Genomic DNA, 23,853 nt, shown 5'->3' with positions numbered 1-23,853 from the left:
AAAATCAATATCTTGTGGTCACTTTTTTTGATGACCACAAGATATTGCGTTTTTGTTTATTTTGTATGATAGACGGTAAAGCCTGTAATACCGCCGATTTGGAGCTCTTCGTAGTTAGTAGAAAAATTATTTTTAAGTGAATCAGAAATTTTTTGGTCCTTATTAACCACAATATATGACCCTAGATTTTGTAGTAATTCATCTTCTAAAACTTTCTTATTAGCAGATTTAGTTGTGTTAACTACTGGCGATGTAAATTGTGAACTACTTGCCAATTGACTATCAATCCCAATTTTAGATGAATCATCCCAAACATAGATCGTATCTTCTTTTGATGCTTCTCTAGCAAGATAATTTGCAATGGTTGTACGTTCACTATTTGTATTAGCTGCTAAAACAGTTTGCACCAAAGGTTGTCCAACACCAAATACAAGTACCAAAATTGGTAAATAGAAATGACGTCTGAGATACAAACCAAAACTTCCAGCATTATCAGAAGCTTTTCTACGACGATGTGATGTTTTTATCAAACTACGTTTATATTGTTCACCCAAAAGTACAGCCGTCAACAATAATCCAAATGGCAATGCTGCCAACAAATTATAAAATTGATAACTTTGTGTGAATAAATCAATCACAAAAAAGATCAAAAATACTATGAAAATGAGCCATTTAGATACTTTGTCCTCACCCTTGAGTACTTTACCAAATGACAAAGCTCCTAATAAAATTCCAGACGCTAAGGCCAAAACAAGTTGGAACAATAAAGTCAAAATCAAGTTACCATCACTTGTCGCAAAATAAGTAAATTGATAAACAATAGCTTGCGTAATATATGGTAACAATACTTGAGCATTTAAAATAAAGTAACCAGCTGTGTAAAATACCAAAATAGTCCCAAAAATGATACACAATAGTTGGTAGAAACCACGCGCAAAATGTTTTTGTTTTAAGTTAAATATAATAATTGTTAGGAAAGAAAGCGCCCAGAACACTAAAGTACGAGGCTCTAAAAGCATTGCTGCCGCGCCAGCAAATCCATACAAAATAAAGGCTTCATCTTTAATAATATCGGCAAAATATTTTGTTAAGAACCACAATGACACCATAACAAAAGGCATTGCAAATTGAATAGGATATAAGCCACCGAAGCCAAGAGCAACATTAAGCAGATAGAAAGCTCCGCTAAAAGCAACTGCTACACGTTGACTATCTGTAAAATAGTTAACTAATTTATAGAAATAAATTCCTGATAAATAGAAAGTTACAATTTGAATTGGAACTAACCAAAGAGTAGATCCTAGAGTGTAAGCCAAGGCAATCACTGCATAATAAAGGAAACCACCTGTTGCAAACATATCGGTAAATGGAAGATGCCCTTGGGCAAACATTAATCCAATATAAAGATTTTGTGATTGTAGGCTATTTGCCATATCGGTAAACATAGGTACAGCTACTGATAAACAGCTTACTACAACACTCAATAATAAAATATAAAGTTTATGAGGTTGCGGTACTTTTGTTCGTCTAGAAGGTTCTAGATGACTACTACTTTCACCTACTTTACGAGATGATCGGCTGTAAGATGACACAGCAGTCTGATCTACATTTGCTTGTTCTGATGTATTCACTTATTCTCTCCTTGAATTGTCTTACTCTAAGTATAACAGAAACTAATCATTAGTCAATTTGTTAAGGATAACACAATAAGCTAAAATTTCCCTAAAACAGTGATATGGCTTGTTTTGATAGCGTTTTAGGAAATCCTTTTCCTCTTCGCTTAAATGACTATTTTTCTCCATAAAATGTCCCCCTTTAATTTACCTATTCGTAAAAATAAAAAGGAGGCATTTTTGACTTCCTTAGTATTATCCTATCTATGAAAAAAGAGATTAGGAATAACTCCTAATCTCTCATCTTACAAACTTAGTCTTCATCTAAGAAGCTGTTGAAAACTTCTTCAATCATATCCCATTCAGCATCTGAGTCTTCAGGGATTGGTTGAAGGTCACCTTCAGTACCATCTTCATTTTCTGTGAATGAGTAAGCTTGAATTTCAATTTGACCTTGTTCGTCTTCTTCAGCACCAGCTGGTACCAAAAGAACATAGTTTTTACCGAATTCTTCGCGACCATCAATTGTCAAAAGAATTTCAAAAAGTGTTTCATTACCTTGCTCATCTACAAGTGTAATAACTTCATGCTCGTGATCATGGTTATGATCGTGGTTATGGTTATGTGCCATAATTGTCTCCTTTAAATGAATTAATGATTAGATTAAAACATTCTATCTAAATAATTTTGCAAAATAAGCTGTGCAGCTAATTTGTCGATAACTTTTTTACGCTTACCACGACTAACGTCAGCCTGTTCTACTAACATACGTTCTGCTTGAACAGTTGTTAAACGTTCATCTTGATAATCTACTGGAATATTGAAAAGTTCTGCGATTTGGTCACCGTAGGCCTTACTTGCTTCTACACGAGGTCCTTCAGTATTGTTCATGTTTTTAGGTAGACCAACCACAAACTTATCAACTTTATACTGTTTAACTAACTCTCCAAGTCTTTCAAAGCCAAATTCGCCAGCTTCTTCATCAATTTTGATAATTTCTACACCTTGCGCTGTAAAACCAAGTGGGTCGCTAATTGCCACACCAACAGTCTTTGAGCCGACATCTAGTCCCATGATTCTCATTTCAAGTCAATTCCATTTCCTTTGAGATAATAGCGGACAAGCTCTTCAACAATTTCGTCACGTTCGTATTTACGAATTTGATTTCTGGCATCATTGTAACGAGGCACATAAGCAGGGTCACCACTTAGGACATATCCTACAATCTGATTGATTGGATTATAACCTTTTTCATCAAGAGAGCGATAAACCGTTGTTAAAGTTTCACTAATTTCTTTCTTGTTGCTATCGTCTAAATTAAAGCGTACAGTTTCATCTGTAAATCCCATACTTACACCTTCTTTCTAAATAGCTGTCACCAATTATTATAGCTTATTCACTAAGATTTCACAAGAATCTGACTTTATTTAACCAAAGTTTATTTTGATTTCAAATCCATTTCAGAAAAAATTGTTATAAAAGCTGACACAAATAGCATGTAACCTTTTTCAAATTTTCACTATATTATCCGTAAATAGGAAGATAAAAAAGGCCCAAACGAGCCTTTTTCTACTATATAAATCACATTTATAAAGCTGCGCGCAAACGAGCTTCTGCATTTTCCACGTTACGAATAGAGCGTGGCAAGAAAGCACGGATATCATCTTCTTTATACCCAACCTGAAGACGTTTATCATCAATCAAAATTGGGCTCTTTAAGATACGTGGATTAGCTTGAATGAGATCAATAACCTCACTTAGGCTTAATTCTTCAATATCGCAGTCAAGTGCTTTTGCATAACGGTTTTTAGATGAAACAATGCTTTCAATACCGTTTTCTGTTTTCGTTAATATCGCTAAGATTTCTTCTCGTGATAGTGGTTCTTTTCCTAAATTCTGTTCTTTATAAGGGAGCTGATGAGCGTTGAGCCATGTTTTGGCTTTCTTACAGCTTGTACAACTTGAAATTGTGTAAATTTTAATCATGTGCACTCTCACTTTCTATCCCATGATAGTTGTATTATAGCACACATACACTGTGGAACACATGGGACCTAAGACCTATTTTTCTAAAAAGTCAATTAAAAAGATTGCTTTTTTGTAAAAATAAAAGAAGCCTTTAACAGCTTCTTTTAAAGTGCTTTCACTATTATTCTTCGATCTCGATAGCATCATCCAAATCAAGGACAACTTCATCTACTTTTTCAGTCGCTGCGGCTTTTTCATCAGCAAGATTTGCAGCTTTTTCATCTTCAGTTTCTTCAACCAATCCGTAGTGAACACGAACTTTGTGATCAATTTCATCAAAAATTTCTGGATGATCAGCTAAATATTTCTTAGCATTTTCAGAACCTTGACCAATTTTTTCACCATTGTAAGAGAACCAAGCTCCAGCTTTTTTAATGATGTCCAAATCACTAGCGATTTTAATCAATTCACCTGTACGTGAAATACCTTCACCATACATAATTTCCACTTCAGCAGTTTTAAATGGTGGAGCAACTTTGTTTTTAACCACTTTGATTTTAGTTTCTTTACCAATGTTGCTATCTTTTTGGTCACCAGTACCTTTAATTTGTGTGTTTCCTCGCACGTCAAGACGAACTGAAGAATAGAATTTAAGGGCACGACCACCAGGTGTTGTTTCTGGGTTACCGAACATAACCCCAACTTTTTCACGCAATTGGTTAATAAAGATGGCAATTGTTTTTGTTTTATTGATAGATGCTGAAAGTTTACGCATGGCTTGACTCATCATACGAGCTTGTAAACCAACGTGGTTATCACCAATATCACCATCAATTTCGGCACGTGGAACAAGAGCTGCAACTGAGTCGACAACAACAAGATCAACAGCTCCTGAATCAATCAATTTTCCAGCGATTTCAAGACCTTGTTCACCTGAGTCTGGTTGTGACAAAAGCAATTCATCAATATTGACACCAAGGGCTGCAGCATAAGCTGGATCAAGGGCATGTTCAGCATCGATAAAGGCTGCGATACCGCCTTCTTTTTGAGCTTGTGCTACAGCATGAAGGGCAACAGTTGTTTTACCTGAACTTTCAGGACCATAGATTTCAATGATACGTCCTTTAGGGTAACCACCTGCACCAAGAGCGATATCAAGAGCCAAACTACCTGAACTCATCACTTGAACTTTTTGTTCAGCGCGTTCGCCAAGGCGCATAACAGCTCCCTTACCAAAATCCTTTTCAATTAATTTCAAAGCATCATCAAGTGCTTTTTTACGCTCATCACCGAATTTCTTCGTGATAGCTTCTGTTTTCTTTGTCTTTTTAGCCAAATTTTTCCCTTTCTGTTTGTTCGAGATACTAGCTCTATTATAGCAAAATTTAATCTTGTAATAAAGCTTGACGTACTAAGTTAAAAGCATACAAGCATGCAATATGACGGACATCTGAACGACTTCGTCCACCTATAACAACACGAATAGAATGAACTTTTTTTCTAGTAGCAATACCTATGAAAACTGTACCTGCTGGTTGACCTTCTAAGCTATCTGGACCAGCGACCCCTGTTAAACCAATACCAAAATCAGCATCTGTTAATAATCGTGATTGCTCTGCCATTTTTTCAGCTGTAAAGTGACTAACAACACCATGTTCTTGCAAATCTTCGAGTGGAATTTGAAGCATTTTGGCTTTTTCTTCAATACTGTAAGTCACAAAACCGCCGTTAAAGACTGCTGAAGAGCCTGAAAAGTCAGCAATACTTGATTGAAATAACCCTGCTGTTAAACTTTCTGCAGCTGTGATAGTCTTATGTTTTTGCTTAAGTAAGTCAAAAACAACACGCGCCATGCTGTTATCATCGCCGTAACCGTAAAGAAGATTTTCAAGTGGAATACTATTTAAGGTTTTCTTTGCAAGAATTTTATGCTCTAGGTCATCTAGTTTCGCTTTAGCTGACTCAATATCGTCTGCTTTTGTTGACAAACGAAGGGTTACCTCCCCTGTCTTAGCATAAGGAGCAATGGTTGGATCTGTTTGATTATCAATCAAATCTGACAAAACGGTCACTAGCTGACTTTCACCAATCCCAAAGAATCGCAAAACACGAGAGTAAAGCTGCTTGTGATCACTAGATAACAAAGGTACTAAATAATCCCAAACCATTGGTTTAAGTTCACTTGGTGGTCCAGGAAGAACAACATAAGTAACACCGTTAACTTCTATCACACCACCAACAGCTAAACCTGTACTATTTTGTAAAGGTGTAGATCCTTCAATCAATTGGGCTTGACGTTCATTGTTAGCTGTTCTCGTAAATTGTGGACGTGTGGCAAAGAACTCATCTAGACGTTTACTTGCTTTTTCATCAAAAAACAAGTTACGCCCTAAATATTTTGCCAAAGTTTGTTTTGTTAAATCATCCTCAGTTGGTCCTAAGCCACCGCACAAAACAACTAAATCACTACGTTTACTTGCCAAATCAATAATTGACAAAAGACGTTCTTCATTATCTCCAACAGCTGTTTGGAAAAAGACATCAATACCAAGTTTTGCAAATTCTTCTGATAAGAACTGTGCATTAGTATTTGTGATTTGTCCTGTTAAGATTTCTGTCCCAACAGCAATAATCTCAGCTTTCATATTTGCCACCTACTTATCTATTCGTAATTTAATTTTATTCTATCAAAAAATATGGAAAATGAATGACTTTTTGCGATAAAGCATCCGTTTCCCCATATCATTTATTGTCAACTTTCTTTACAGAAGTGTCAACCTTTGCTTTTTTCATGAAAAATACAGCTAAAACTGATAATAAAAGTAAGGAAGTCATGAAATTAATAGCCATAACCATCTCGACTGCTGTTATTTTCACCATAAAACTCAAGACACATAACAAAAGAATACTGCCGATTCGACTGACTGTTGATTTAAATGAAACCAATGATGAAATATTCTCAATCGACACCATCTTATTAAACTGATAATTTAAGATAAACTCAATAACGTAAAAAACAAAAATAAAGATAAAATAAGCTGATAAAAAGATACCTAAGTGACTTGAAAAGAAAGTCAAAGGGAGAAAAATAATTAAAGGACTCAATTTAATAATTCCTTTATATTTCTTAATACCCTCAATATTAATTGAATAAGAAAATAGTGTAATCACTTGAAAAGCAATATAAAAGGCAGGGAAATAATGGCTACTAATCCCCTTGCTTAAGAAAAATGACTGCCATAATTGAAAATGTGTTTGAAAGAAAATCTGACTTAAGAAATCAAAAATCAGAATTAAGCTCAAGCGTGGTTGCTTGCGCAGTTCCTTAAAGCTGTCCCTAATCTGATTTTTTAGTACACTAACATGACTCTCTTGTAAACCAGCAGATTTTGTCTTTTCTCTAAATAAAAAAAAGCTAATCAAGGTTGAAGCTACTAAGAAAACAGTTCCTAACACATAAATGTTGATGCCAATAAACTGATAAAGAATGCCACCTAAACTACTCCCAAGAAGTAATCCAACAATTTCTAAACGATTGCTAAGGGCTAAAAATCTTTGAAGCTCATTTTCACGACCAGCTAACTTCAATTGATTAATAATGTAAGCATCAAGAGTCCCACTATCCAAAGCAGCAGCTATTCCATAACAAAACCATGCTAAAAAAATCAGATAAAAATTACTACTAAAAAGCACAATCAAAAACATGACTATCAAGAAGACCTTTGATAGACTATAAAGATTTTTCCGAGAATAATTATCTGCTAACAAGCCACTTGGAAATTCAAACAAGACAATCGCAATGCTATAAGCTGATTGAATCAGCAAGATTTGTGACAAGGTCAACCCTTTGGCTAGTAAAATAACCGTTAAAATCGAGTGCGGCATAGAATAAGCCACCGTTACTAAAAAATTCGATAAAAAATAGACAAAAGTATTTCTAGTCATTTTCTTCATAATCCCACCTGCCCTTGCTTATTTTTTCCTTCCAAAATACTCTAATTTACAAGCAATGTCAAGTGCTATTTGCTATATTTCATCAGCATTACACGTTCATTCTTTTCACAGTCTGTCAACTTTTCTTATTTAACAAAAAATCATCTGGAAATAACTTTCCAGATGACCATTAACTATCTAAAATCACAATCAATTTCATGATCGTTTACTAAACCAGCCGCTTGAAGATAGGAATATGCGCATACTGGCCCAACAAATTTGAACCCACGCTTTTTTAAATCTTTAGAAAGTCTTTCAGACAAAGGCGTGCTAGCTGGAAAGGTCGCATAATCCTCCACCTCATTAACAAGAGGCGTAAAATCAACCCACTCCCATAGGTAGCGATCAAATGAACCAAATTCTTCCTGAACCTTGATAAAAGCCTGAGCATTTGCCCTAGTCGCATAAATCTTACGACGATTTCTCACAATAGCTGAATTTGTAAGTAAACCATCAAGTTCATCATCAGTCATCTGAGCAACTTTTTGAATATCATAATGATGAAAAGCCTCGTTAAAAGCCTGTCGTTTATTAAGTACAATCTCCCACGATAGACCAGCTTGATAGGTTTCAAGACATAAAAGCTCAAATAGTTTACAATCATCGTGAAGTGGTTTGCCCCACTCGTCATCGTGATATGCGACATATAAAGGATTACTTTCCTTCACCCAACTACAACGTTTCATGTGAAACATCTCCTAAAATTCCTTGATTCTTAGCCTTTCATCAACATTTTAAGGCTTGATTTGATGTATTGTTCTGCTGTTTCATTTGTTCCTTCAAAGAACTTACGAATTTTCTTGAGCTCTGCAGCTTTATAGCCAAGTGCCAAAAGAGCTTCCATGGCTTCTTCAAGTTGCTCGTTGGCAACTGTTTTTGTCTGAGAAGCTTTGCCATTTTCCACAGAAACATCGACAAATTTTCCAGCCAAATCCAAAATCATTTGTTGAGCAGTTTTTTTACCAATTTTTGGGAATTTCATCAAATACTTGATATCACTTGTATCAATGGCATTGACCAAGCCCTCATTATCATCTACCGCAATGATGGCTAGCGCAGTTGTCGGACCAATCCCAGAAACTGAAATCAAATTGAGAAAGACTGCTTTTTCATCTTCTGTGTGAAACCCAAATAACAATTGAGCATCTTCACGCACCACTTGGTGAAGATAAACTTGCACCTCTTGGTTCATCAAATCTGAAAAGCTATAAGGGTTGGCAACGTTGATAATATAGCCTAAACCACCTGCTTCGACAACGATGTATTTAGCGGTAATTTTGGTTAGTTTTCCTTTGATATAATCGTACATTTTAGTATTTTCCTAACTCTCTTAAACTTGTGTGATTTTCCTGAATGCGACGGAACATTTTTTCCATGTCTGACTTGGTAAAGTTGACAAGTACTGGGCGTCCGTGTGGACAGTTATAAGGATTTTTACAGTGAGATAATTGCACTATCAACTGACGTGCTGAATAATCATCCAGTGTGTGATTAGCCTTGATTGATCGTTTACATGACATCATAATCGCTAACTCAGCACGATATTTCTTGACAGAAACTTCATTGGTCAACAGCAACATGTCACACATTTCATAAACAGCTGTCTCAATTTCCTCTTCTTTCATCCAAATAGGATGCTCACGGAGAATAAAAGTATTGTTACCATATGGTTCCAAATTAATCCCAACTTGATTCAACAGCTCCATTTTTTCTTGAAGCTTAATAAAATCAGCCCCTGAAAACTCAAATAAATATGGCATAAGAAGTTGTTGAAGAGAGTCATCAACTTCTCCAATTTTATCGCGATAATACTCATATTTAACACGTTCTTGCGCCGCATGCTGATCAATAATATAAAGGCCACCATTTCCTTGTGCAAACAGATAAGTCCCATGCATTTGACCAAAATATTCTAATTCTGGGAATGTCGATGCTTCTTCACTATCCAGGTTTTCAATCATCTTATTGAGCTTGCTTTTATTTTTAAAATCAAGCTCATCGTGTTCATCTGCACCCTGGTGTTCTACAGTTGAGCGCTGTGCAAATTTCACCGATGACTGATTGTCAACTTCCTTGACAGGAGTGTCAACCTCATTAAACAGCTGTACAGGTTGCTCTTCAACCGTATCTGATTTTACAAAGAAATCATGACGTTCTTTATCATAGTAAAGATCAGTTTGTTTCAACGGCAAGCTCGTTTGCTCTGGTTTTGGCAAACTACGAGTGCTTGACTTAGCTAGATTTTCCAGTGCATCTGGTATCAAATCTTGCTCACGCAAACTCTCTGCAATTGCAGAGCTGATTAAGCTCATCAACTCTTTTTCTTTTGAGATACGGACTTCTTGCTTCGTCGGGTGAACATTGACATCGGCAAGGTAAGGGTCAATCTGGATGTCAATGACAGCAATCGGAAAACGCCCAACCATCAATTTTGAACCATAGCCATCTAAAATAGCACGATTAAGCAAAAAGTTTTTAATGTAACGACCATTAATCAAAATTGTAATGTAATTACGATTAGCTCGTGTCAATTCTGGTAAACTGATGTAGCCAGAGACTTCAAAATCAAGGTCAGCATTTGAGATTTCAATCATTTTCTTAGCTGTATTCAAGCCATAAATCCCTGCAATGGCTTGGCGCAAATCTCCTGTACCAGAAGTTGTTGTCATTTGACGGCCATCATTAATCAAAGTAAAGGCAATTTCTGGGTGTGCTAAACTCAAACGATTAACCACATCCACAATATGAGCTAACTCTGATTGAAGACTCTTCATGTATTTAAGACGAGCAGGTGTGTTGTAAAAAAGATTTTCAACCGTAATTTTTGTTCCGACCGGTGTTGAAATCGGTTCTTGTGTTTCGATTTCGCCACCTTTAGCCACCAAGAGAGTTCCATAATTTTCATCAGCCGTCGCTGTTTTTACCGTAAAGTGGCTAATTGAGGCAATGGAAGGAATGGCCTCACCGCGGAATCCCAAAGTTCTGATACGAAAAAGGTCAGCTTGGCTTTTAATCTTACTTGTAGCATGGCGATGCAAACTTAAAGCCACATCCTCTTGAGAAATTCCCTCACCATTATCAGTGACTTGAATCTTCTTAAGACCTGATTCTTCAATCTCGATGGTAATCTGACTACTTCCAGCATCAATCGAATTTTCAACCAATTCTTTAACCACACTGGCCGGTCGTTCAATCACTTCACCTGCAGCAATCTGGTTGGCCAAAACCTCTGGCAACTCAATAATTTTACTCATAATTTATCTGATAGAATGCAGTTTTGAAGCGGCATTCCTTTTCCTTTCATTCAGGATTGTTTACCTTTAATTATAACACAAAGTAAAAAGGCAATCTGCTTTTAGATTGCCTCTTACTTTTATAACATGTTTTTCAATTCATAAATGACATTCATAGCTTGCATTGGTGTTAGATTCATCAAGTCCACTTTTTTAAGAGCTTCAATCACTTCTTGGTTACTTGAGTCATCTGCAAATAAGCTAAGCTGCTCTGCAACAGGTTCTGCCGCTTCTGTCTTCACTTGAGTTTTCTCTTCAGTTTCTGCTGTCAAATGAAGCTGCGCAGCACCTGATTCGAGATTGGTTAAAATACTATCTGCTCGTTGCAACAAATCTTCTGGCAAACCTGCAATTTTCGCAACGTGAATACCATAAGATTTGTCAGCTGGTCCTTCTGCGATTTTATGAAGGAAAGTCACATCACCATTACGTTCAAGCGTTGCAACATGGACGTTGACAAGGTGTGTCAACGTCGTTGACAGAGTTGTCAACTCATGATAGTGAGTCGCAAACATAGTCTTAGCACCAATGTGATCGTGGATATACTCAATGATAGATTGTGCTAAAGCCATTCCATCGTAAGTCGCTGTCCCGCGTCCCAATTCATCAAAGAGAATCAAAGATTTTTCACTGGCACGTTTGATGGCTTGGTTGGCTTCCATCATTTCCACCATAAAGGTTGATTGACCTGAAATCAAATCATCCGCCGCACCGATACGTGTGAAAATCGCATCAAAAACGGGAAGACTGACACTCTCAGCAGCAACGTATGACCCCATCTGAGCCATGATAACCGTCAAAGCTAACTGACGCATATAAGTTGACTTACCACTCATATTTGGACCAGTAATCAGCTGAATATTGGTATTTATGCCAAATGTGATGGTATTTGGGATATATTCTTGCGTACCCATGACTTTTTCAACAACTGCATGGCGACCTTTTTCAATCTTAATTTCATGGCTATCATTAAAGCTTGGACGAACATAATGGTTGTTTTCCGCAACCACTGCCAAACTTTGCAAAACATCGACTGTAGAAATAGCTTTTGCCAAATCTTGAAGACGTGAAATATAACGTTCCACCTGTGCGCGAACGCGCATGAAAATATCGTATTCCAGACTCGCTGATTGCTCACGCGCCTCAAGCATTTCTCCTTCAATTTTAGCTAATTCTGCCGTACCAAAACGCTCTGAATTCTTCAAAGTTGCTTTACGGAAGAAGTAATCTGGCACCAAAGAAAGATTTGAATTTGTCACATGAAAATAGTAACCATCTTTTTTATTGTAATCAATTTTTAAGTTTGTAATCCCACTAGCTGCACGTTCTTTAGCTTCAATTTCAGCAATCCAACTTGTGCCTTCACGCATGACTTTGCGATATTTATCCAAAGTTTCATCAAAGCCAGTTTTGATAATACTTCCTTCTGTAATCACTGCCTGAGCATCTGGATCAATAGCAGAGCTAATCAAAGATTCTAGTTCTGGCAAAGTGTCAATGCTGTTGACAAGCTTGTCAAGGTGAGGACTATCAAACGATTCCAAAATCGCCTTAATCGTTGGCACTTGTGCCAAAGTATGACCGAGTTGTAATAAATCTTTTGGGTTAGCTTTTCCAAATGACACACGACTAGCCAAGCGCTCAATATCGTAAACACCTTTAAGACTATCTGTCAAATCGCTACGTTCAAAGAAATTATCCAAGAACACTTGAACAATATTTTGGCGTTCTTCAATTTGTTCTTGATTAACTAAAGGACGATCAATCCAGTTACGCAACAGACGCATCCCCATAGCCGTCTTGGTTTCATCTAGTAACCAGTAAAGACTACCGTGTTTTTTGCTAGTTCGAGCATTTTCTAGCAAATCAAGACTAGATTTTGTCGTATAAGACATTTGCAAATAATCCTTAATTTCATAGTGAACAAGCTTTTGCAAGTGACTCAATTCACGTTTCTGCGTTGTATGAACGTATTGAAGTAATTTTTCAGCAGCAGAAATCTCTAAAGCTGTTAAATTAGGATCAATCAAATGCACATCTTCATAACGCTCTTGCTCAAACGAAAGTAATAAATTGAGTTGTTTAACTAAGCTATGTTGTTCATCTTCTGAAAGCTCATATCCGACTACAATCTCACGAGCTTTAAGGTTTAAAATTTCACTTTTTAGACTAGTAAAGTCTGAGAGGCTTGTAGCATAAAATTCACCTGTTGAGACATCCATATAAGCCAAACCAAAGTTTTTGCCATCAGAATCAATAGCTACTAAGAAATTGTTGGCATTGTCAGGTTTAGAGGAATCAACAGCAGTTCCTGGTGTAATCACTTGGACAACTTCACGCTTAACCACACCAACAGCCTGTTTAGGATCTTCCATCTGCTCGGCAATGGCTACCTTATATCCCATCTCAACTAACACATCAATGTATTGTTGAGCTGAGTGATAAGGTACTCCTGCCATTGGAATAGGATTGTCAGCATTTTTATTACGACTAGTTAAACTAATCTCTAAAATTTGAGCAGCCTTAACTGCATCATCATAAAATAATTCGTAAAAGTCTCCCATGCGGAAAAGTAAAAAAGCATCTGGATAGTCTTTTTTGACGTCCAAATACTGTTGCATGCCTGGAGAAATTTTATCTTTTGCCATTATTTAACTCCTCGTTAATTTTAGTTTCCAAGCTATTTGTAATATATTGAACTAGATCACTTGCATCTTGCATTTTAGCACGATAATCCTTAACAATTGGAAGATCTGATAATTCTTCTCGCAATTGGTCAGCTTGCTCGCCAGCTTTCTTCTCAGCACAAGACTTATCTATCTTGTGAAAAAGTACAGCTTCCTGCTGGTAAGCTTTCATATCCTGGACCAATTCTTCTAGTTCTGGAAAGTCTTTCATTTTTTCTTCAACCTTTTGAAAGTCAACCACACTGTCATGCATTTTAATAGCTTGTAGTAGTTTTTCAACGGCTTGATCGTAATTGCTCATAGTCCTGTTGATAAATCGCGCTCAAATGCTTGAGCAGTTTCTTCATCTTTACAAATCACTAACAATGTATCAGCACCAGCCACAGTTCCAAGAATTTCAGAAATATCACTGCTATCAATCAAGTTTGCTAAAACATCTGCTTCACCGAGATTAGTGTGCAATACCAACATAAAACCAGCACGAGCTACTTTTAAAATATACGAACGGATATTAGCTCCAAATGTTGTTTCTGCAGTCTCAGACAAGCTGTAGTAAAGTTTTCCTGAAGCATCACGCAATTTCAAAAGTCCAATCTCACGGAGGTCTCGTGACAAAGTGGCTTGCGTAACATTAATGCCTTCTTCTTGCAAATGTCGCTTGATTTCCTCTTGTGTGCCAATATGGCCTGACTGAATCAAACGTTTGATTCGATTTTGACGTTCTATTTTATTCATTTAACTTTCCCTTTGTGTATATTTATCCTTAAAATTATACCAAAAAAATGAAATTTTTTCACCTTTCCATCGCCCATCTTTCCTATAACCTCCTAATTTTTACTCCTTCAAACGTTTTCTTGTCACTAACCTCGTTTATTTCTTATTTTTATGTTAAAATAATATGACTAACTAATTTAGGAGAAAATCATGGATACTAAACGTACAATTGCAGAACGCATTCAAACTATTGTTCCAGAATTAGACCAAGAACAAATTGTTAATCTGCTTGAAGTGCCAAAAAATTCTGATATGGGGGATCTTGCCTTTCCAGCATTCTCATTGGCTCGAATCCTTCGTAAAGCACCACAAATGATTGCAGCAGATATTGCTGAAAAAATGGATACAACAGGTTTTGAAAAAATCGAAGCTGTTGGCCCATACATTAACTTCTTCCTTGACAAAAAAAGCATCTCTGCTGATGTCCTAGGACAAGTTATCGCTAACGGAAGCGACTACGCTAGTCAAGATCTAGGACACGGTCGCAATGTTGCTATCGATATGTCTAGTCCAAACATCGCAAAACCATTCTCAATTGGACACCTTCGTTCAACTGTTATTGGTGATAGCTTGGCTAACATTTTTGAAAAGCTTGGCTATAAAGCTGTTAAAATCAACCACCTTGGTGACTGGGGTAAACAATTCGGTATGTTGATCGTCGCTTACAAAAAATGGGGTGACGAAGAAGCTGTTAAAGCTCATCCAATCGACGAACTATTGAAACTTTATGTTCGTATCAACGCTGAAGCTGAAACTAAACCAGAACTTGATGAAGAAGCTCGTGAGTGGTTCCGTAAATTGGAAGCTGGTGACGAAGAAGCTATCTCACTATGGCAATGGTTCCGTGACGAAAGTCTTGTTGAATTTAACCGTCTTTACAACGAACTTGATGTTTCATTTGATAGCTTTAACGGTGAAGCATTCTACAACGATAAAATGGACGAAGTTGTCGATATCTTGACAGAAAAAGGACTTCTTGAAGAATCTCAAGGTGCCCAAGTCGTTAATCTTGAAAAATATGGTATCGAACACCCAGCCCTTATCAAAAAATCTGACGGTGCGACACTTTACATCACACGTGATTTAGCTGCCGCTCTTTACCGTAAACGTACTTACGACTTTGCAAAAGCTATTTACGTTGTTGGTAACGAACAATCAGCTCACTTCAAACAATTGAAAGCCGTTCTTAACGAAATGGACTTTGAATGGAATGAAGACATCACTCACGTGCCATTTGGTCTTGTTACTAAAGAAGGTAAAAAACTTTCAACTCGTAAAGGTAACGTTATCCTTCTTGAACCAACAATCGCTGAAGCTGTTAAACGAGCTGAAGATCAAATCAACGCTAAAAACCCTAACCTTGCTGATAAAGAAGCTGTTGCTCATGCTGTCGGTGTCGGCGCTATCAAATTCTACGATTTAAAAACAGACCGCTTGAACGGTTACGACTTCGACCTTGACGCTATGGTATCATTTGAAGGTGAAACTGGACCTTACGTGCAATACGCTCACGCTCGTATCCAATCAATCCTTCGTAAAGCTGAGTTTACACCATCTGTAAACGACGTTTACAGCCTTGATGATGTTGAAAGCTGGGAAATTGTAAAACTTATCCAAGATTTCCCACGTATTATCAAACGTGCAGCTGACAACTTTGAACCATCAATCATTGCAAAATTTGCTATTAGCCTTGCACAAAGCTTCAACAAATACTACGCACACACACGTATCCTTGATGAAAGCCCAGAACGTGACAGCCGCCTAGCATTAAGCTACGCTACTGCAACGGTTCTTAAAGAAGCTCTTCGTCTTCTTGGTGTTGAAGCACCAAACGAAATGTAATCATTTCTGATAATATAGATAAAAAAGCTGAGACAGTGTTTCAGCTTTTTTCTTGACCTTTTTCAAGCAAAATATTAAACTGTTGCCATAATCATAAAGGAGATTTCTATTATGGTAAAGGAAAATCAACTCATGGAATTACTCAGTAAAGCTTATGCTAGTTTACCTGATGATGAGCCTCTAAAAGCAGACATCTTTGCACTCGCTAAAGATTTAGAAAAAGACGAACACGATCAACTAGCACGTACCAAATTGGCTCATGCCATTTCTATGTATTTGCTAACGCATAAACTCAAGACATCACCTGAAATTACAGCACTTTACAAAGAAATTGCTGACAGCCCTGAAAAATATAAAGGTCATGCCGCTACTGCTATTATGTTAGGCAGCCTCTTTCATCCATAGTCAAAAAGACCGTTTTAACGGTCTTTTTTTTATGCTTTCTTCTGGTCATTTAACCAATCAAAGATATTGTGGTAGGTTTTCCCTGAGACTTTAGTTGTGCTTGTGCCGCCTTTTCCTTTATTACTTGGAGAAAAGCCTGATAAGTCTTTCGCACTTTTGATAGCAGAGACATCCTGCACCCCTGACACTTGGTCTTTAAAGAAATAAATCCAAGACAAATGCCCAATGTAAGAGACACCTTGCATGTCTGTTCCCTCGACACTTTCAAAGTAAGAAAACCACTTGTTCTCAGCTCCGCTATCAAGCAAAGCCTTATAAATAGGTAGTGCGTAATCCTTTGGATTAACAATTGTGTCATTTGCTGCGTGAATGAACCAAATTGGAGTATCCTTGAGAGCAGCAATCTTATCCTTATCAAAATAAACCTTATCTGTCTTAACAAATGCAGGTGTATCACTAAAAGCTATTACGTAGGTGCCATCGCTATTACGCTCATATTGATAATAAGAATAAGCGGCAGCTTGTGGAACAAGGGCAGCAAAGTACCCAGGGTTACGAATCGCCAAATTCAAGGTCATGTAACCACCATTTGAACAACCTGCTAGATAAATTCGTTTCTTATCAATAGCGGGAGTATTCGCAACATAAGTCTTAATCGTATCCATCAAAACCTCAGTATAGCATGAATCACCAGCGCCAGCACCATTTGTCCCATCACCTTCATCCATCCAATAAGTTGGAGTCTGAATAGCTAAAACATAAGCGCCTGTTTGCTTACCAGCTGTAAAACGGGATTGAATAGCGGGCTTAGCTAGAGCTACCACCTCATTTCCTAACAAGGTAATATCAGTATCTGTTCCTCCTTCTCCTTGACCGTGAAGCCAAATTAACAAAGGAAAGCCTTCTTCTGCCTTTTGGGCTTTGGGCTCATACGATACATATTGAAGGGTGAGTTTTTCTTTTTGCTTTGTTAAGGGATTAAGGTAAGTACCAGAATAAAAACCACGCTTATTGAAAACTTCCGTATCGGGTGAGAGGCGATTGTTGATAATATCATAACTACCAGATAATTCGACTAAGTCGCCATCAACCATCACACCTAAAGCATTTAGAGTAACTGGATAATCTTCCACCCAAGTGTTGTGCAAGGTTTCTAGATTGTAATAAAATGGACAAGCTACAGCAGCATTTTTTTGACTATCAAAAGTCACTGGCATTTGGATAACTAGATACTCACTGGCACTGCTGACTTCTTGTCCCTTATCATCTGACAAGTACACTCTACTAATCTGACGTTCTTTACCTGCAGTCCTGACTAGGAGCTTATCAGCAACAACTCCTGACACTTTATGCGTTAACTGTACCAAAAGTTTTGGAACACCTGGCCCACATTCATAACCTTTAATAATCATTGAAACTTTAGCAATTGCCACATCTATTCTTTTTGCCATATCAAATCACTTCCTAAACTTTGAAATCGTTTTCCTATAGTTTATGAATTTTTGTTTCTGATGTCAATTAAAAAAAACGGGTGCAATACACCACGTCTTTTTATCATTTATCATAATTTTTTCGTCTAATTTTAAAATCGGATGACACTACTTCATCTACATCAATAATAGAGATAAAAGCATCAGGATCTAAACCAGCCATAATTGCTTTGACATCACGAACTTCACTCGGATTCAAAACAACATATAAGATATTCTTTTCATTTCCTGAGTAAGCACCTTGTCCATTTAGGTAAGTCACACCACGATTAATTTCATTAAGAATTGCCGCTGCTGCTTCCTCTGATTTTTGCGTAATGATAATCATACCACGTACAGTGTACCCACCATTTTGCACGATTGTTAACACTTGACTATAAACAAAACTTGCTACCAAAGTATAAAGCATGTGTTGCAAGTCAATGTACACAAGAGAAGCTAAAAGAACAAGCGCATCGACAAAGAGAAGGGTTTGACCCAATTTAAAGCCAAATCTTTCTTCAATCACTCGACCAATGATATCTGTACCACCTGTCGTTGCCCCATAACGGAAAACAAGTCCACTACCAGCACCAGCAAATAAACCAGCAACAACCGCAACCAACATCATATCATTTTGGAGAACAATCTTCACTGGTATCTGTTGCCAGAACCAAATAAAGAATGACAATAGAACTGTTCCATAAATAGTCAGAGCCAGCGATTTTTTACCCAAAATACGTGCCCCTAAGATAAATAGGGGAATGTTTAAAATGAGGGAAGTGTAAGCCGGGTTGATGCCATAAAGAGCATGAATAATCAAAGTTACCCCAGCAACACCACCTTCAGCAAGAGCGTTTGCCATATTAAATTTAACAAAGCCAAACGTATAAATCGCTACACCTAGAGCAATCAATAGTAAACTTCGAATTTGTCTAAGTTTTTGAGCCATAGTGACACCCCTCCTAAATTGATTATAAGAAAGCTGACATCAAAAGACTAATCGTCGACAAAACGTCCAATAATATGAACATTTTCGGCAACTGAAACAAAAGCCTTTGGATCTGTTTTCCTCATTAAATATCTGAAATCATTGTACTCTTCTCGAGTAATAATAGCTAATAGAACTGCTTTCTTTTCGTGATTATAAGTTCCCTCCGCATCGTTTATCTGTGTCACACCACGATGAAGTTTGGTATGAATCATAGCGATAACTTTCTCAGGACAACTTGTCACAATCATTGCTTGCATTTTCTTTTGTTTGGTGAAAATAGCATTTGTTACTCGGCTAGAGACAAAAATCGTCACCATTGAGTAAAGGGCGTACTGCCAACCGAACAAAATTCCGGCAAATACCATAATAATACCATTTACCGTGAGAGAAATGCTTCCAACATCACGTCCCGTTTTTTTACGGATGGTCAGGCTAACAATATCTGTACCACCACTTGAAATACGTGATTTTAAACTAAATCCTACTCCAGTCCCCATAACCAGACCACCAAAAATGGCGTTAACCAAAGGGTCCGTCGTTAAGGTAATCTCAGGAACAATTTGGATGAAGAAAGAGCTCATCGAAACTGTAATGAGGGTAAAAACTGTGAACTTATGCCCAATTTTGTACCAAGCTAGGATTAAAAGCGGTAAGTTAATGGCATAAAAAACCAAAGAAATCGGTAGTCTAAATCCAATCAAACGTTCGCTAATAGCTGATAAGACCTGTGCCAAACCAGTTGCTCCGCTTGAATAAACGTGACCTGGTTGGAAAAAGAAATTAACAGCGATAGCAGAAAGCAAACCATAAAAAAGAGAAGCGGAAATTTTTTCCGCGTACTTCTCTCTTGAAATGCTTTGCATCGTTTTTAAAAGACCATATTTCTTAGCCCAGCGGCTAACAATATATTTTGTTTTCTTTTTGAGGGATGCTTTTTTAATCATTAGTTTTAGTTGCTAAAGCCAATTCTTCTAATTGTTTGTCTGATACAAGACTTGGTGCTTGTGTCATTGGATCTGATGCTTTGTTATTTTTAGGGAATGCGATAACTTCACGAATGTTATCTTCACCAGCAAGAAGCATTACGAAACGGTCAAGACCGATAGCAAGTCCACCGTGTGGTGGGAATCCATAGTTCATAGCTTCTAGCAAGAAACCAAATTGGTCATTTGCTTCTTCAGCTGTGAAACCAAGAGCTTTAAACATACGTTCTTGCAATTCTTTTTGGTTGATACGAAGACTACCACCACCAAGTTCATAACCATTAAGAACGATATCATAAGCGACAGCACGTACTTTAGCAAGGTCACCTTCTAATTCGTGAGCTGATTCTTCAGTTGGCAATGTGAATGGGTGGTGAGCAGACATGTAGCGTCCTTCTTCTTCAGACCATTCAAACATTGGCCAATCAACAACCCAAAGGAAGTTGAATTTAGAATTATCAACCATATCAAGTTCTTTAGCGATACGAGTACGAAGTGCACCAAGTGTGTTATTAGCAACTTCAAGTGTATCTGCTACGAAAAGTACCAAATCATTTTCTTCAAGTTGTAAACGTTCTGTCAACTTGCCTTCAATATCTGTCAAGAATTTAGCAACTGGTCCATTGATGGCACCATCAGTAAATTTAAGCCATGCAAGACCTTTTGCACCGAATTGTTTTGCGAATTCAGTTAATTTATCAATGTTTTTACGTGAGTATTTGTCTGCGTTACCTTTAACAACGATAGCTTTTACGACTGGAGCTTGTGAGAAGACTTTGAAGTCAACATCCTTGACAACTTCTGTCAAGTCTTGTAAAAGCATTTCGAAACGAGTATCAGGTTTATCTGAACCGTAGTTGTTCATTGCATCATCATAAGACATACGTGGGAATGGCAATGTAACGTCGATTCCTTTAGTATCTTTCATGACTTTAGCAATCATTCCTTCAGTGATATCTTGGATATCTTTATCTGACAAGAATGAAGTTTCCATATCGACCTGTGTAAACTCAGGTTGACGGTCACCACGTAAGTCTTCATCACGGAAACATTTAACGATTTGGTAGTAGCGGTCAAATCCAGCATTCATCAACAATTGTTTTGTGATTTGTGGGCTTTGTGGCAAAGCATAGAAATGTCCTTGGCTGACACGGCTTGGCACCAAGTAGTCACGCGCACCTTCTGGAGTTGATTTTGTCAACATTGGTGTTTCAACGTCGATGAATTCAAGTCCGTCCAAGTAGTTACGGATTGAGTGAGTAACTTTTGCACGTAATTTGAAGTTATTAAGCATTTTTGGACGACGAAGATCCAAGTAACGGTAACGAAGACGGTTATCATCACTGACTTCAACATCATCTTTAATTTCAAATGGTGTTGTTTTAGCTGTATTCAAAATTGTTAAAGCTGATACTTTCAACTCAACTTCACCAGTTGGCAAGTTTTTGTTGGCTTGTTCACGTTGTGCAACTTCACCAGTTACTTCGATAACGAATTCGTTACGAAGTTTTTCAGCTGTTGCCATAACATCGCTTGAAACTTTTTCTGGATTGATGACTAATTGCATGATACCTTCACGGTCACGAAGATCGATGAAGATAAGTCCACCTAGGTCACGACGACGTCCGACCCAACCTTTTAAGGTAATTTCTTGACCAATGTGTTCGCTGCGAACACGACCAGCATACATTGTACGTTTCATTTGATATGATTCTCCGTTTAAAATTTATTCATTCCCATCTATTATAGCAAAAAGCAAAGAAAAACCCCACCCATGTGGGGGGAGTTTTTCAAATTCTTTTCTCATTAAGCCTTTTCATTAATAAAGAGCTTATGATTTTTATCGAGATAACTTTATTAGCTTAATTTAGCTAAAATATCAGCGAAGTTGTTTGTAATGTCATCAAAGCTTACAGTCACTTCTTCACGTGTTTTATTGTTCTTAACAGCTACTTGACCTGCTTCAATTTCACTTTCACCTAAAGTAATGATTGTTTTAGCATTGAAAGCATCTGCAGATTTGAATTGTGCTTTGATTTTACGTCCAAGGTAATCACGTTCAACTGAGAAACCTTGGTTACGAATTGCTTGCACCAATTCCAAAGCTTTGATATTTGCACCTTGTCCCAAAACAGCGATGTAAACATCCATTTCTTTTTCAACTGGCAATTCAATACCTTGTTTTTCCAAGATAAGAAGCAAGCGTTCAAGACCAAGTCCAAAACCAAATCCTGGTGTTTCTGGTCCATCAAAGTATTCAACGAGGCTGTCATAACGTCCACCAGCACAGATTGTCAAATCTGATTTATCAACAGTTGTGATGAATTCAAAGATTGTGTGGTTGTAATAATCAAGTCCACGAACCATATTAGTATCAATCACATATGGAATGTTGAGGGTATCAAGCATGCTACGCACAGCATCAAAATGAGCTTGGCTTTCTTCATCAAGATAATCAAGAATTGATGGTGCATTTTCAACAGCTACTCTATCTTCTTTTTCTTTTGAGTCAAGAACACGAAGTGGGTTTTCATCCAAGCGACGTTGGCTATCTTTTGACAATTGCTCACGCATTGGAGTAAGGTAGTCAATCAAAGCTTGACGGTATGCTGCACGGCTAGCTGCACTTCCCAATGTATTCAAGTGAAGAGTCACATCTTTAATGCCCAATGTTTGGAACAATTGGTAAGCCATCGCAATTGTTTCAACGTCTGTAGCAGGATTTGCTGAACCAAAGCACTCAACACCGACTTGGTGGAATTCACGTAAACGACCAGCTTGAGGACGTTCGTAACGGAACATTGAGCCAATGTAGTACATTTTAACTGGTTTTTGAACTTCTGGTGCAAATAATTTATTTTCCACAAAAGAACGCACAACAGGAGCTGTACCTTCTGGACGCAAAGTGATATGGCGGTCACCTTTATCGTGGAAATCATACATTTCTTTTGTCACGATATCAGTTGTGTCACCAACAGAACGACTGATAACTTCGTAATGTTCAAACATTGGTGTACGAATTTCGCTGTAGTTGTATTTTTTGAAAGTTTCACGCGCAACAGCTTCAACGTATTGCCACTTAGCACTTTCGCTAGGTAAAATATCCTGTGTTCCTTTAGGTTTTTGTAATTTCATAAATAAAATATACCGGCACCAAATTTTTACAAATTCAGCCCATTAATTCCTTTCTACTATAGTAGCTATTCAATCACTCTTTATTTTATCATAAAAAGGGCAGGTAAAGAAGGAGAGACCATCCATTTTTCGCATTTTATTTCACTCTCTTTTAACCTGAAAACGTTAAATTAACAACTTTTTCAATTTTTTTGTCAAGTAACTTTACTTTACAAAAAAGATATGTTATTATATTAAAGTTGATTCAAAATCAAGAACAAATTAAAAATATTATCGGAGGAAATAAAACATGGCAGTACCTGCACGTCACACTTCAAAAGCGAAGAAAAACAAACGTCGTACACACTACAAATTGACTGCTCCATCAGTTAAATTTGACGAAACTACTGGAGATTACTCACGTTCTCACCGTGTATCACTTAAAGGATACTACAAAGGACGTAAAATCGCTAAAGCAGCTAAATAATTAGAAGGGAGATACCATGCGCGTAAATATTACACTTGAACACAAAGAATCTGGTGAACGCTTGTACCTTACTTCAAAAAACAAACGTAACACTCCAGACCGTCTTCAATTGAAAAAATACTCACCAAAATTGCGTAAACACGTAATCTTTACTGAAGTAAAATAGACATTCAATACACGTCAGTTGACGTTTAAAACCTTGATTTTATGTGATTATTAATTTTTTGAATT

Annotated in this window: 23 protein-coding genes; 4 read left to right on the top strand and 19 right to left on the bottom strand. The window is 37.2% G+C overall.

Annotated features, from left to right (window positions below):
• Positions 1-56 precede the first annotated feature (56 nt).
• From B4D49_RS08620 to argR, 14 genes are all read right to left on the bottom strand, one after another.
• A complete protein-coding gene (locus tag B4D49_RS08620; RefSeq protein WP_199545070.1) occupies positions 57-1,631 on the bottom strand; it encodes a DUF2079 domain-containing protein in 1,575 nt (524 codons plus the stop codon).
• A gap of 295 nt (positions 1,632-1,926) precedes the next feature.
• Positions 1,927-2,244, bottom strand: a complete 318-nt coding sequence (locus B4D49_RS08615; protein WP_006531413.1) for a DUF1292 domain-containing protein — start codon at positions 2,242-2,244, stop codon at positions 1,927-1,929.
• Between the two features lie 32 nt (positions 2,245-2,276).
• Positions 2,277-2,696, bottom strand: coding sequence for a Holliday junction resolvase RuvX (ruvX, locus tag B4D49_RS08610; RefSeq protein WP_132869863.1), 420 nt, complete (start codon positions 2,694-2,696; stop codon positions 2,277-2,279).
• Positions 2,693-2,962, bottom strand: a complete 270-nt coding sequence (locus tag B4D49_RS08605) for an IreB family regulatory phosphoprotein (protein ID WP_003066890.1) — start codon at positions 2,960-2,962, stop codon at positions 2,693-2,695. The genes ruvX and B4D49_RS08605 overlap by 4 nt, the downstream gene beginning before the upstream one ends.
• A gap of 238 nt (positions 2,963-3,200) precedes the next feature.
• Positions 3,201-3,599, bottom strand: coding sequence for a transcriptional regulator Spx (gene spx / locus B4D49_RS08600; protein ID WP_004233512.1), 399 nt, complete (start codon positions 3,597-3,599; stop codon positions 3,201-3,203).
• Between the two features lie 163 nt (positions 3,600-3,762).
• Complete coding sequence (gene recA, locus B4D49_RS08595; RefSeq protein ID WP_074482330.1) at positions 3,763-4,917, bottom strand: recombinase RecA; 1,155 nt, start codon at positions 4,915-4,917, stop codon at positions 3,763-3,765.
• A 49-nt stretch (positions 4,918-4,966) separates the two neighbouring features.
• Positions 4,967-6,226, bottom strand: coding sequence for a competence/damage-inducible protein A (locus B4D49_RS08590; RefSeq protein ID WP_286784121.1), 1,260 nt, complete (start codon positions 6,224-6,226; stop codon positions 4,967-4,969).
• Positions 6,227-6,323: 97 nt separating this feature from the next.
• Positions 6,324-7,526 carry an MFS transporter gene (locus tag B4D49_RS08585; RefSeq protein ID WP_286784124.1) on the bottom strand — a complete coding sequence of 401 codons (1,203 nt, stop codon included), beginning with the start codon at positions 7,524-7,526 and terminating at the stop codon, positions 6,324-6,326.
• Between the two features lie 182 nt (positions 7,527-7,708).
• Entirely contained in the window at positions 7,709-8,260 is a 552-nt protein-coding gene (locus B4D49_RS08580) for a DNA-3-methyladenine glycosylase I (RefSeq protein WP_165941978.1), read from the bottom strand.
• A gap of 29 nt (positions 8,261-8,289) precedes the next feature.
• Entirely contained in the window at positions 8,290-8,883 is a 594-nt protein-coding gene (gene ruvA, locus B4D49_RS08575; RefSeq protein WP_074482326.1) for a Holliday junction branch migration protein RuvA, read from the bottom strand.
• Between the two features lies 1 nt (position 8,884).
• Positions 8,885-10,828, bottom strand: a complete 1,944-nt coding sequence (gene mutL, locus B4D49_RS08570) for a DNA mismatch repair endonuclease MutL (protein ID WP_286784120.1) — start codon at positions 10,826-10,828, stop codon at positions 8,885-8,887.
• 119 nt (positions 10,829-10,947) lie between these two features.
• Positions 10,948-13,515: a DNA mismatch repair protein MutS gene (gene mutS / locus B4D49_RS08565; protein WP_286784119.1), complete on the bottom strand. Its 2,568-nt coding sequence runs from the start codon at positions 13,513-13,515 to the stop codon at positions 10,948-10,950.
• Entirely contained in the window at positions 13,502-13,855 is a 354-nt protein-coding gene (locus B4D49_RS08560) for a YlbF family regulator (protein WP_199545058.1), read from the bottom strand. The genes mutS and B4D49_RS08560 overlap by 14 nt, the downstream gene beginning before the upstream one ends.
• Positions 13,852-14,289 carry an arginine repressor gene (gene argR, locus B4D49_RS08555; protein WP_074482322.1) on the bottom strand — a complete coding sequence of 146 codons (438 nt, stop codon included), beginning with the start codon at positions 14,287-14,289 and terminating at the stop codon, positions 13,852-13,854. The genes B4D49_RS08560 and argR overlap by 4 nt, the downstream gene beginning before the upstream one ends.
• A gap of 189 nt (positions 14,290-14,478) precedes the next feature.
• Between argR and argS the strand changes: the two genes are divergently transcribed.
• On the top strand, positions 14,479-16,170 hold the full coding sequence (argS, locus tag B4D49_RS08550) for an arginine--tRNA ligase (RefSeq protein ID WP_199545044.1): 1,692 nt from the start codon (positions 14,479-14,481) through the stop codon (positions 16,168-16,170).
• A gap of 111 nt (positions 16,171-16,281) precedes the next feature.
• Positions 16,282-16,575 carry a bacteriocin immunity protein gene (locus B4D49_RS08545; RefSeq protein WP_132869075.1) on the top strand — a complete coding sequence of 98 codons (294 nt, stop codon included), beginning with the start codon at positions 16,282-16,284 and terminating at the stop codon, positions 16,573-16,575.
• Between the two features lie 29 nt (positions 16,576-16,604).
• Here B4D49_RS08545 and B4D49_RS08540 read toward each other — a convergent pair whose 3' ends face one another.
• The 5 genes from B4D49_RS08540 to hisS form a co-directional block, all read right to left on the bottom strand.
• Positions 16,605-18,026 (bottom strand): prolyl oligopeptidase family serine peptidase, encoded by a 1,422-nt coding sequence (locus B4D49_RS08540; RefSeq protein WP_286784118.1) that lies wholly within the window; start codon positions 18,024-18,026, stop codon positions 16,605-16,607.
• Between the two features lie 103 nt (positions 18,027-18,129).
• A complete protein-coding gene (locus B4D49_RS08535; protein ID WP_286784117.1) occupies positions 18,130-18,996 on the bottom strand; it encodes a YitT family protein in 867 nt (288 codons plus the stop codon).
• A 47-nt stretch (positions 18,997-19,043) separates the two neighbouring features.
• Positions 19,044-19,982, bottom strand: coding sequence for a YitT family protein (locus tag B4D49_RS08530; protein ID WP_074482317.1), 939 nt, complete (start codon positions 19,980-19,982; stop codon positions 19,044-19,046).
• Complete coding sequence (gene aspS / locus B4D49_RS08525; RefSeq protein WP_132869629.1) at positions 19,975-21,723, bottom strand: aspartate--tRNA ligase; 1,749 nt, start codon at positions 21,721-21,723, stop codon at positions 19,975-19,977. Before aspS ends, B4D49_RS08530 begins: the two co-directional genes overlap by 8 nt.
• A 155-nt stretch (positions 21,724-21,878) precedes the next feature.
• Positions 21,879-23,156: a histidine--tRNA ligase gene (hisS, locus tag B4D49_RS08520; RefSeq protein WP_286784116.1), complete on the bottom strand. Its 1,278-nt coding sequence runs from the start codon at positions 23,154-23,156 to the stop codon at positions 21,879-21,881.
• 289 nt (positions 23,157-23,445) lie between these two features.
• On the opposite strand from hisS, the gene rpmF reads away from it, so the two are divergent.
• Together rpmF and rpmG are read left to right on the top strand one after the other, a co-directional pair.
• Positions 23,446-23,622: a 50S ribosomal protein L32 gene (gene rpmF, locus B4D49_RS08515; protein ID WP_003066947.1), complete on the top strand. Its 177-nt coding sequence runs from the start codon at positions 23,446-23,448 to the stop codon at positions 23,620-23,622.
• A gap of 16 nt (positions 23,623-23,638) precedes the next feature.
• The gene (gene rpmG / locus B4D49_RS08510; RefSeq protein WP_002262412.1) at positions 23,639-23,788 is read left to right on the top strand and encodes a 50S ribosomal protein L33; all 150 of its coding nucleotides are present in this window, start codon (positions 23,639-23,641) and stop codon (positions 23,786-23,788) included.
• Positions 23,789-23,853 lie beyond the last annotated feature (65 nt).

Source organism: Streptococcus sp. UBA4344 (assembly GCF_002393675.1).
GTDB lineage: Bacteria > Bacillota > Bacilli > Lactobacillales > Streptococcaceae > Streptococcus > Streptococcus vicugnae.
This window is presented reverse-complemented; position numbering and strand designations above follow the sequence as displayed.

What these genes read in the sequence shown, in the direction of transcription:
- mutL (WP_286784120.1), bottom strand. Translation starts at nt 10,828, where the DNA reads ATGAGTAAAATTATTGAGTTGCCAGAGGTTTTGGCCAACCAGATTGCT.
- B4D49_RS08590 (WP_286784121.1), bottom strand. Translation starts at nt 6,226, where the DNA reads ATGAAAGCTGAGATTATTGCTGTTGGGACAGAAATCTTAACAGGACAA.
- B4D49_RS08540 (WP_286784118.1), bottom strand. Translation starts at nt 18,026, where the DNA reads ATGGCAAAAAGAATAGATGTGGCAATTGCTAAAGTTTCAATGATTATT.
- B4D49_RS08545 (WP_132869075.1), top strand. Translation starts at nt 16,282, where the DNA reads ATGGTAAAGGAAAATCAACTCATGGAATTACTCAGTAAAGCTTATGCT.
- ruvX (WP_132869863.1), bottom strand. Translation starts at nt 2,696, where the DNA reads ATGAGAATCATGGGACTAGATGTCGGCTCAAAGACTGTTGGTGTGGCA.
- B4D49_RS08585 (WP_286784124.1), bottom strand. Translation starts at nt 7,526, where the DNA reads ATGACTAGAAATACTTTTGTCTATTTTTTATCGAATTTTTTAGTAACG.
- rpmF (WP_003066947.1), top strand. Translation starts at nt 23,446, where the DNA reads ATGGCAGTACCTGCACGTCACACTTCAAAAGCGAAGAAAAACAAACGT.
- spx (WP_004233512.1), bottom strand. Translation starts at nt 3,599, where the DNA reads ATGATTAAAATTTACACAATTTCAAGTTGTACAAGCTGTAAGAAAGCC.
- B4D49_RS08530 (WP_074482317.1), bottom strand. Translation starts at nt 19,982, where the DNA reads ATGATTAAAAAAGCATCCCTCAAAAAGAAAACAAAATATATTGTTAGC.
- rpmG (WP_002262412.1), top strand. Translation starts at nt 23,639, where the DNA reads ATGCGCGTAAATATTACACTTGAACACAAAGAATCTGGTGAACGCTTG.
- B4D49_RS08535 (WP_286784117.1), bottom strand. Translation starts at nt 18,996, where the DNA reads ATGGCTCAAAAACTTAGACAAATTCGAAGTTTACTATTGATTGCTCTA.
- ruvA (WP_074482326.1), bottom strand. Translation starts at nt 8,883, where the DNA reads ATGTACGATTATATCAAAGGAAAACTAACCAAAATTACCGCTAAATAC.
- B4D49_RS08615 (WP_006531413.1), bottom strand. Translation starts at nt 2,244, where the DNA reads ATGGCACATAACCATAACCACGATCATAACCATGATCACGAGCATGAA.
- B4D49_RS08580 (WP_165941978.1), bottom strand. Translation starts at nt 8,260, where the DNA reads ATGAAACGTTGTAGTTGGGTGAAGGAAAGTAATCCTTTATATGTCGCA.
- B4D49_RS08605 (WP_003066890.1), bottom strand. Translation starts at nt 2,962, where the DNA reads ATGGGATTTACAGATGAAACTGTACGCTTTAATTTAGACGATAGCAAC.
- argR (WP_074482322.1), bottom strand. Translation starts at nt 14,289, where the DNA reads ATGAATAAAATAGAACGTCAAAATCGAATCAAACGTTTGATTCAGTCA.
- mutS (WP_286784119.1), bottom strand. Translation starts at nt 13,515, where the DNA reads ATGGCAAAAGATAAAATTTCTCCAGGCATGCAACAGTATTTGGACGTC.
- argS (WP_199545044.1), top strand. Translation starts at nt 14,479, where the DNA reads ATGGATACTAAACGTACAATTGCAGAACGCATTCAAACTATTGTTCCA.
- hisS (WP_286784116.1), bottom strand. Translation starts at nt 23,156, where the DNA reads ATGAAATTACAAAAACCTAAAGGAACACAGGATATTTTACCTAGCGAA.
- aspS (WP_132869629.1), bottom strand. Translation starts at nt 21,723, where the DNA reads ATGAAACGTACAATGTATGCTGGTCGTGTTCGCAGCGAACACATTGGT.
- B4D49_RS08560 (WP_199545058.1), bottom strand. Translation starts at nt 13,855, where the DNA reads ATGAGCAATTACGATCAAGCCGTTGAAAAACTACTACAAGCTATTAAA.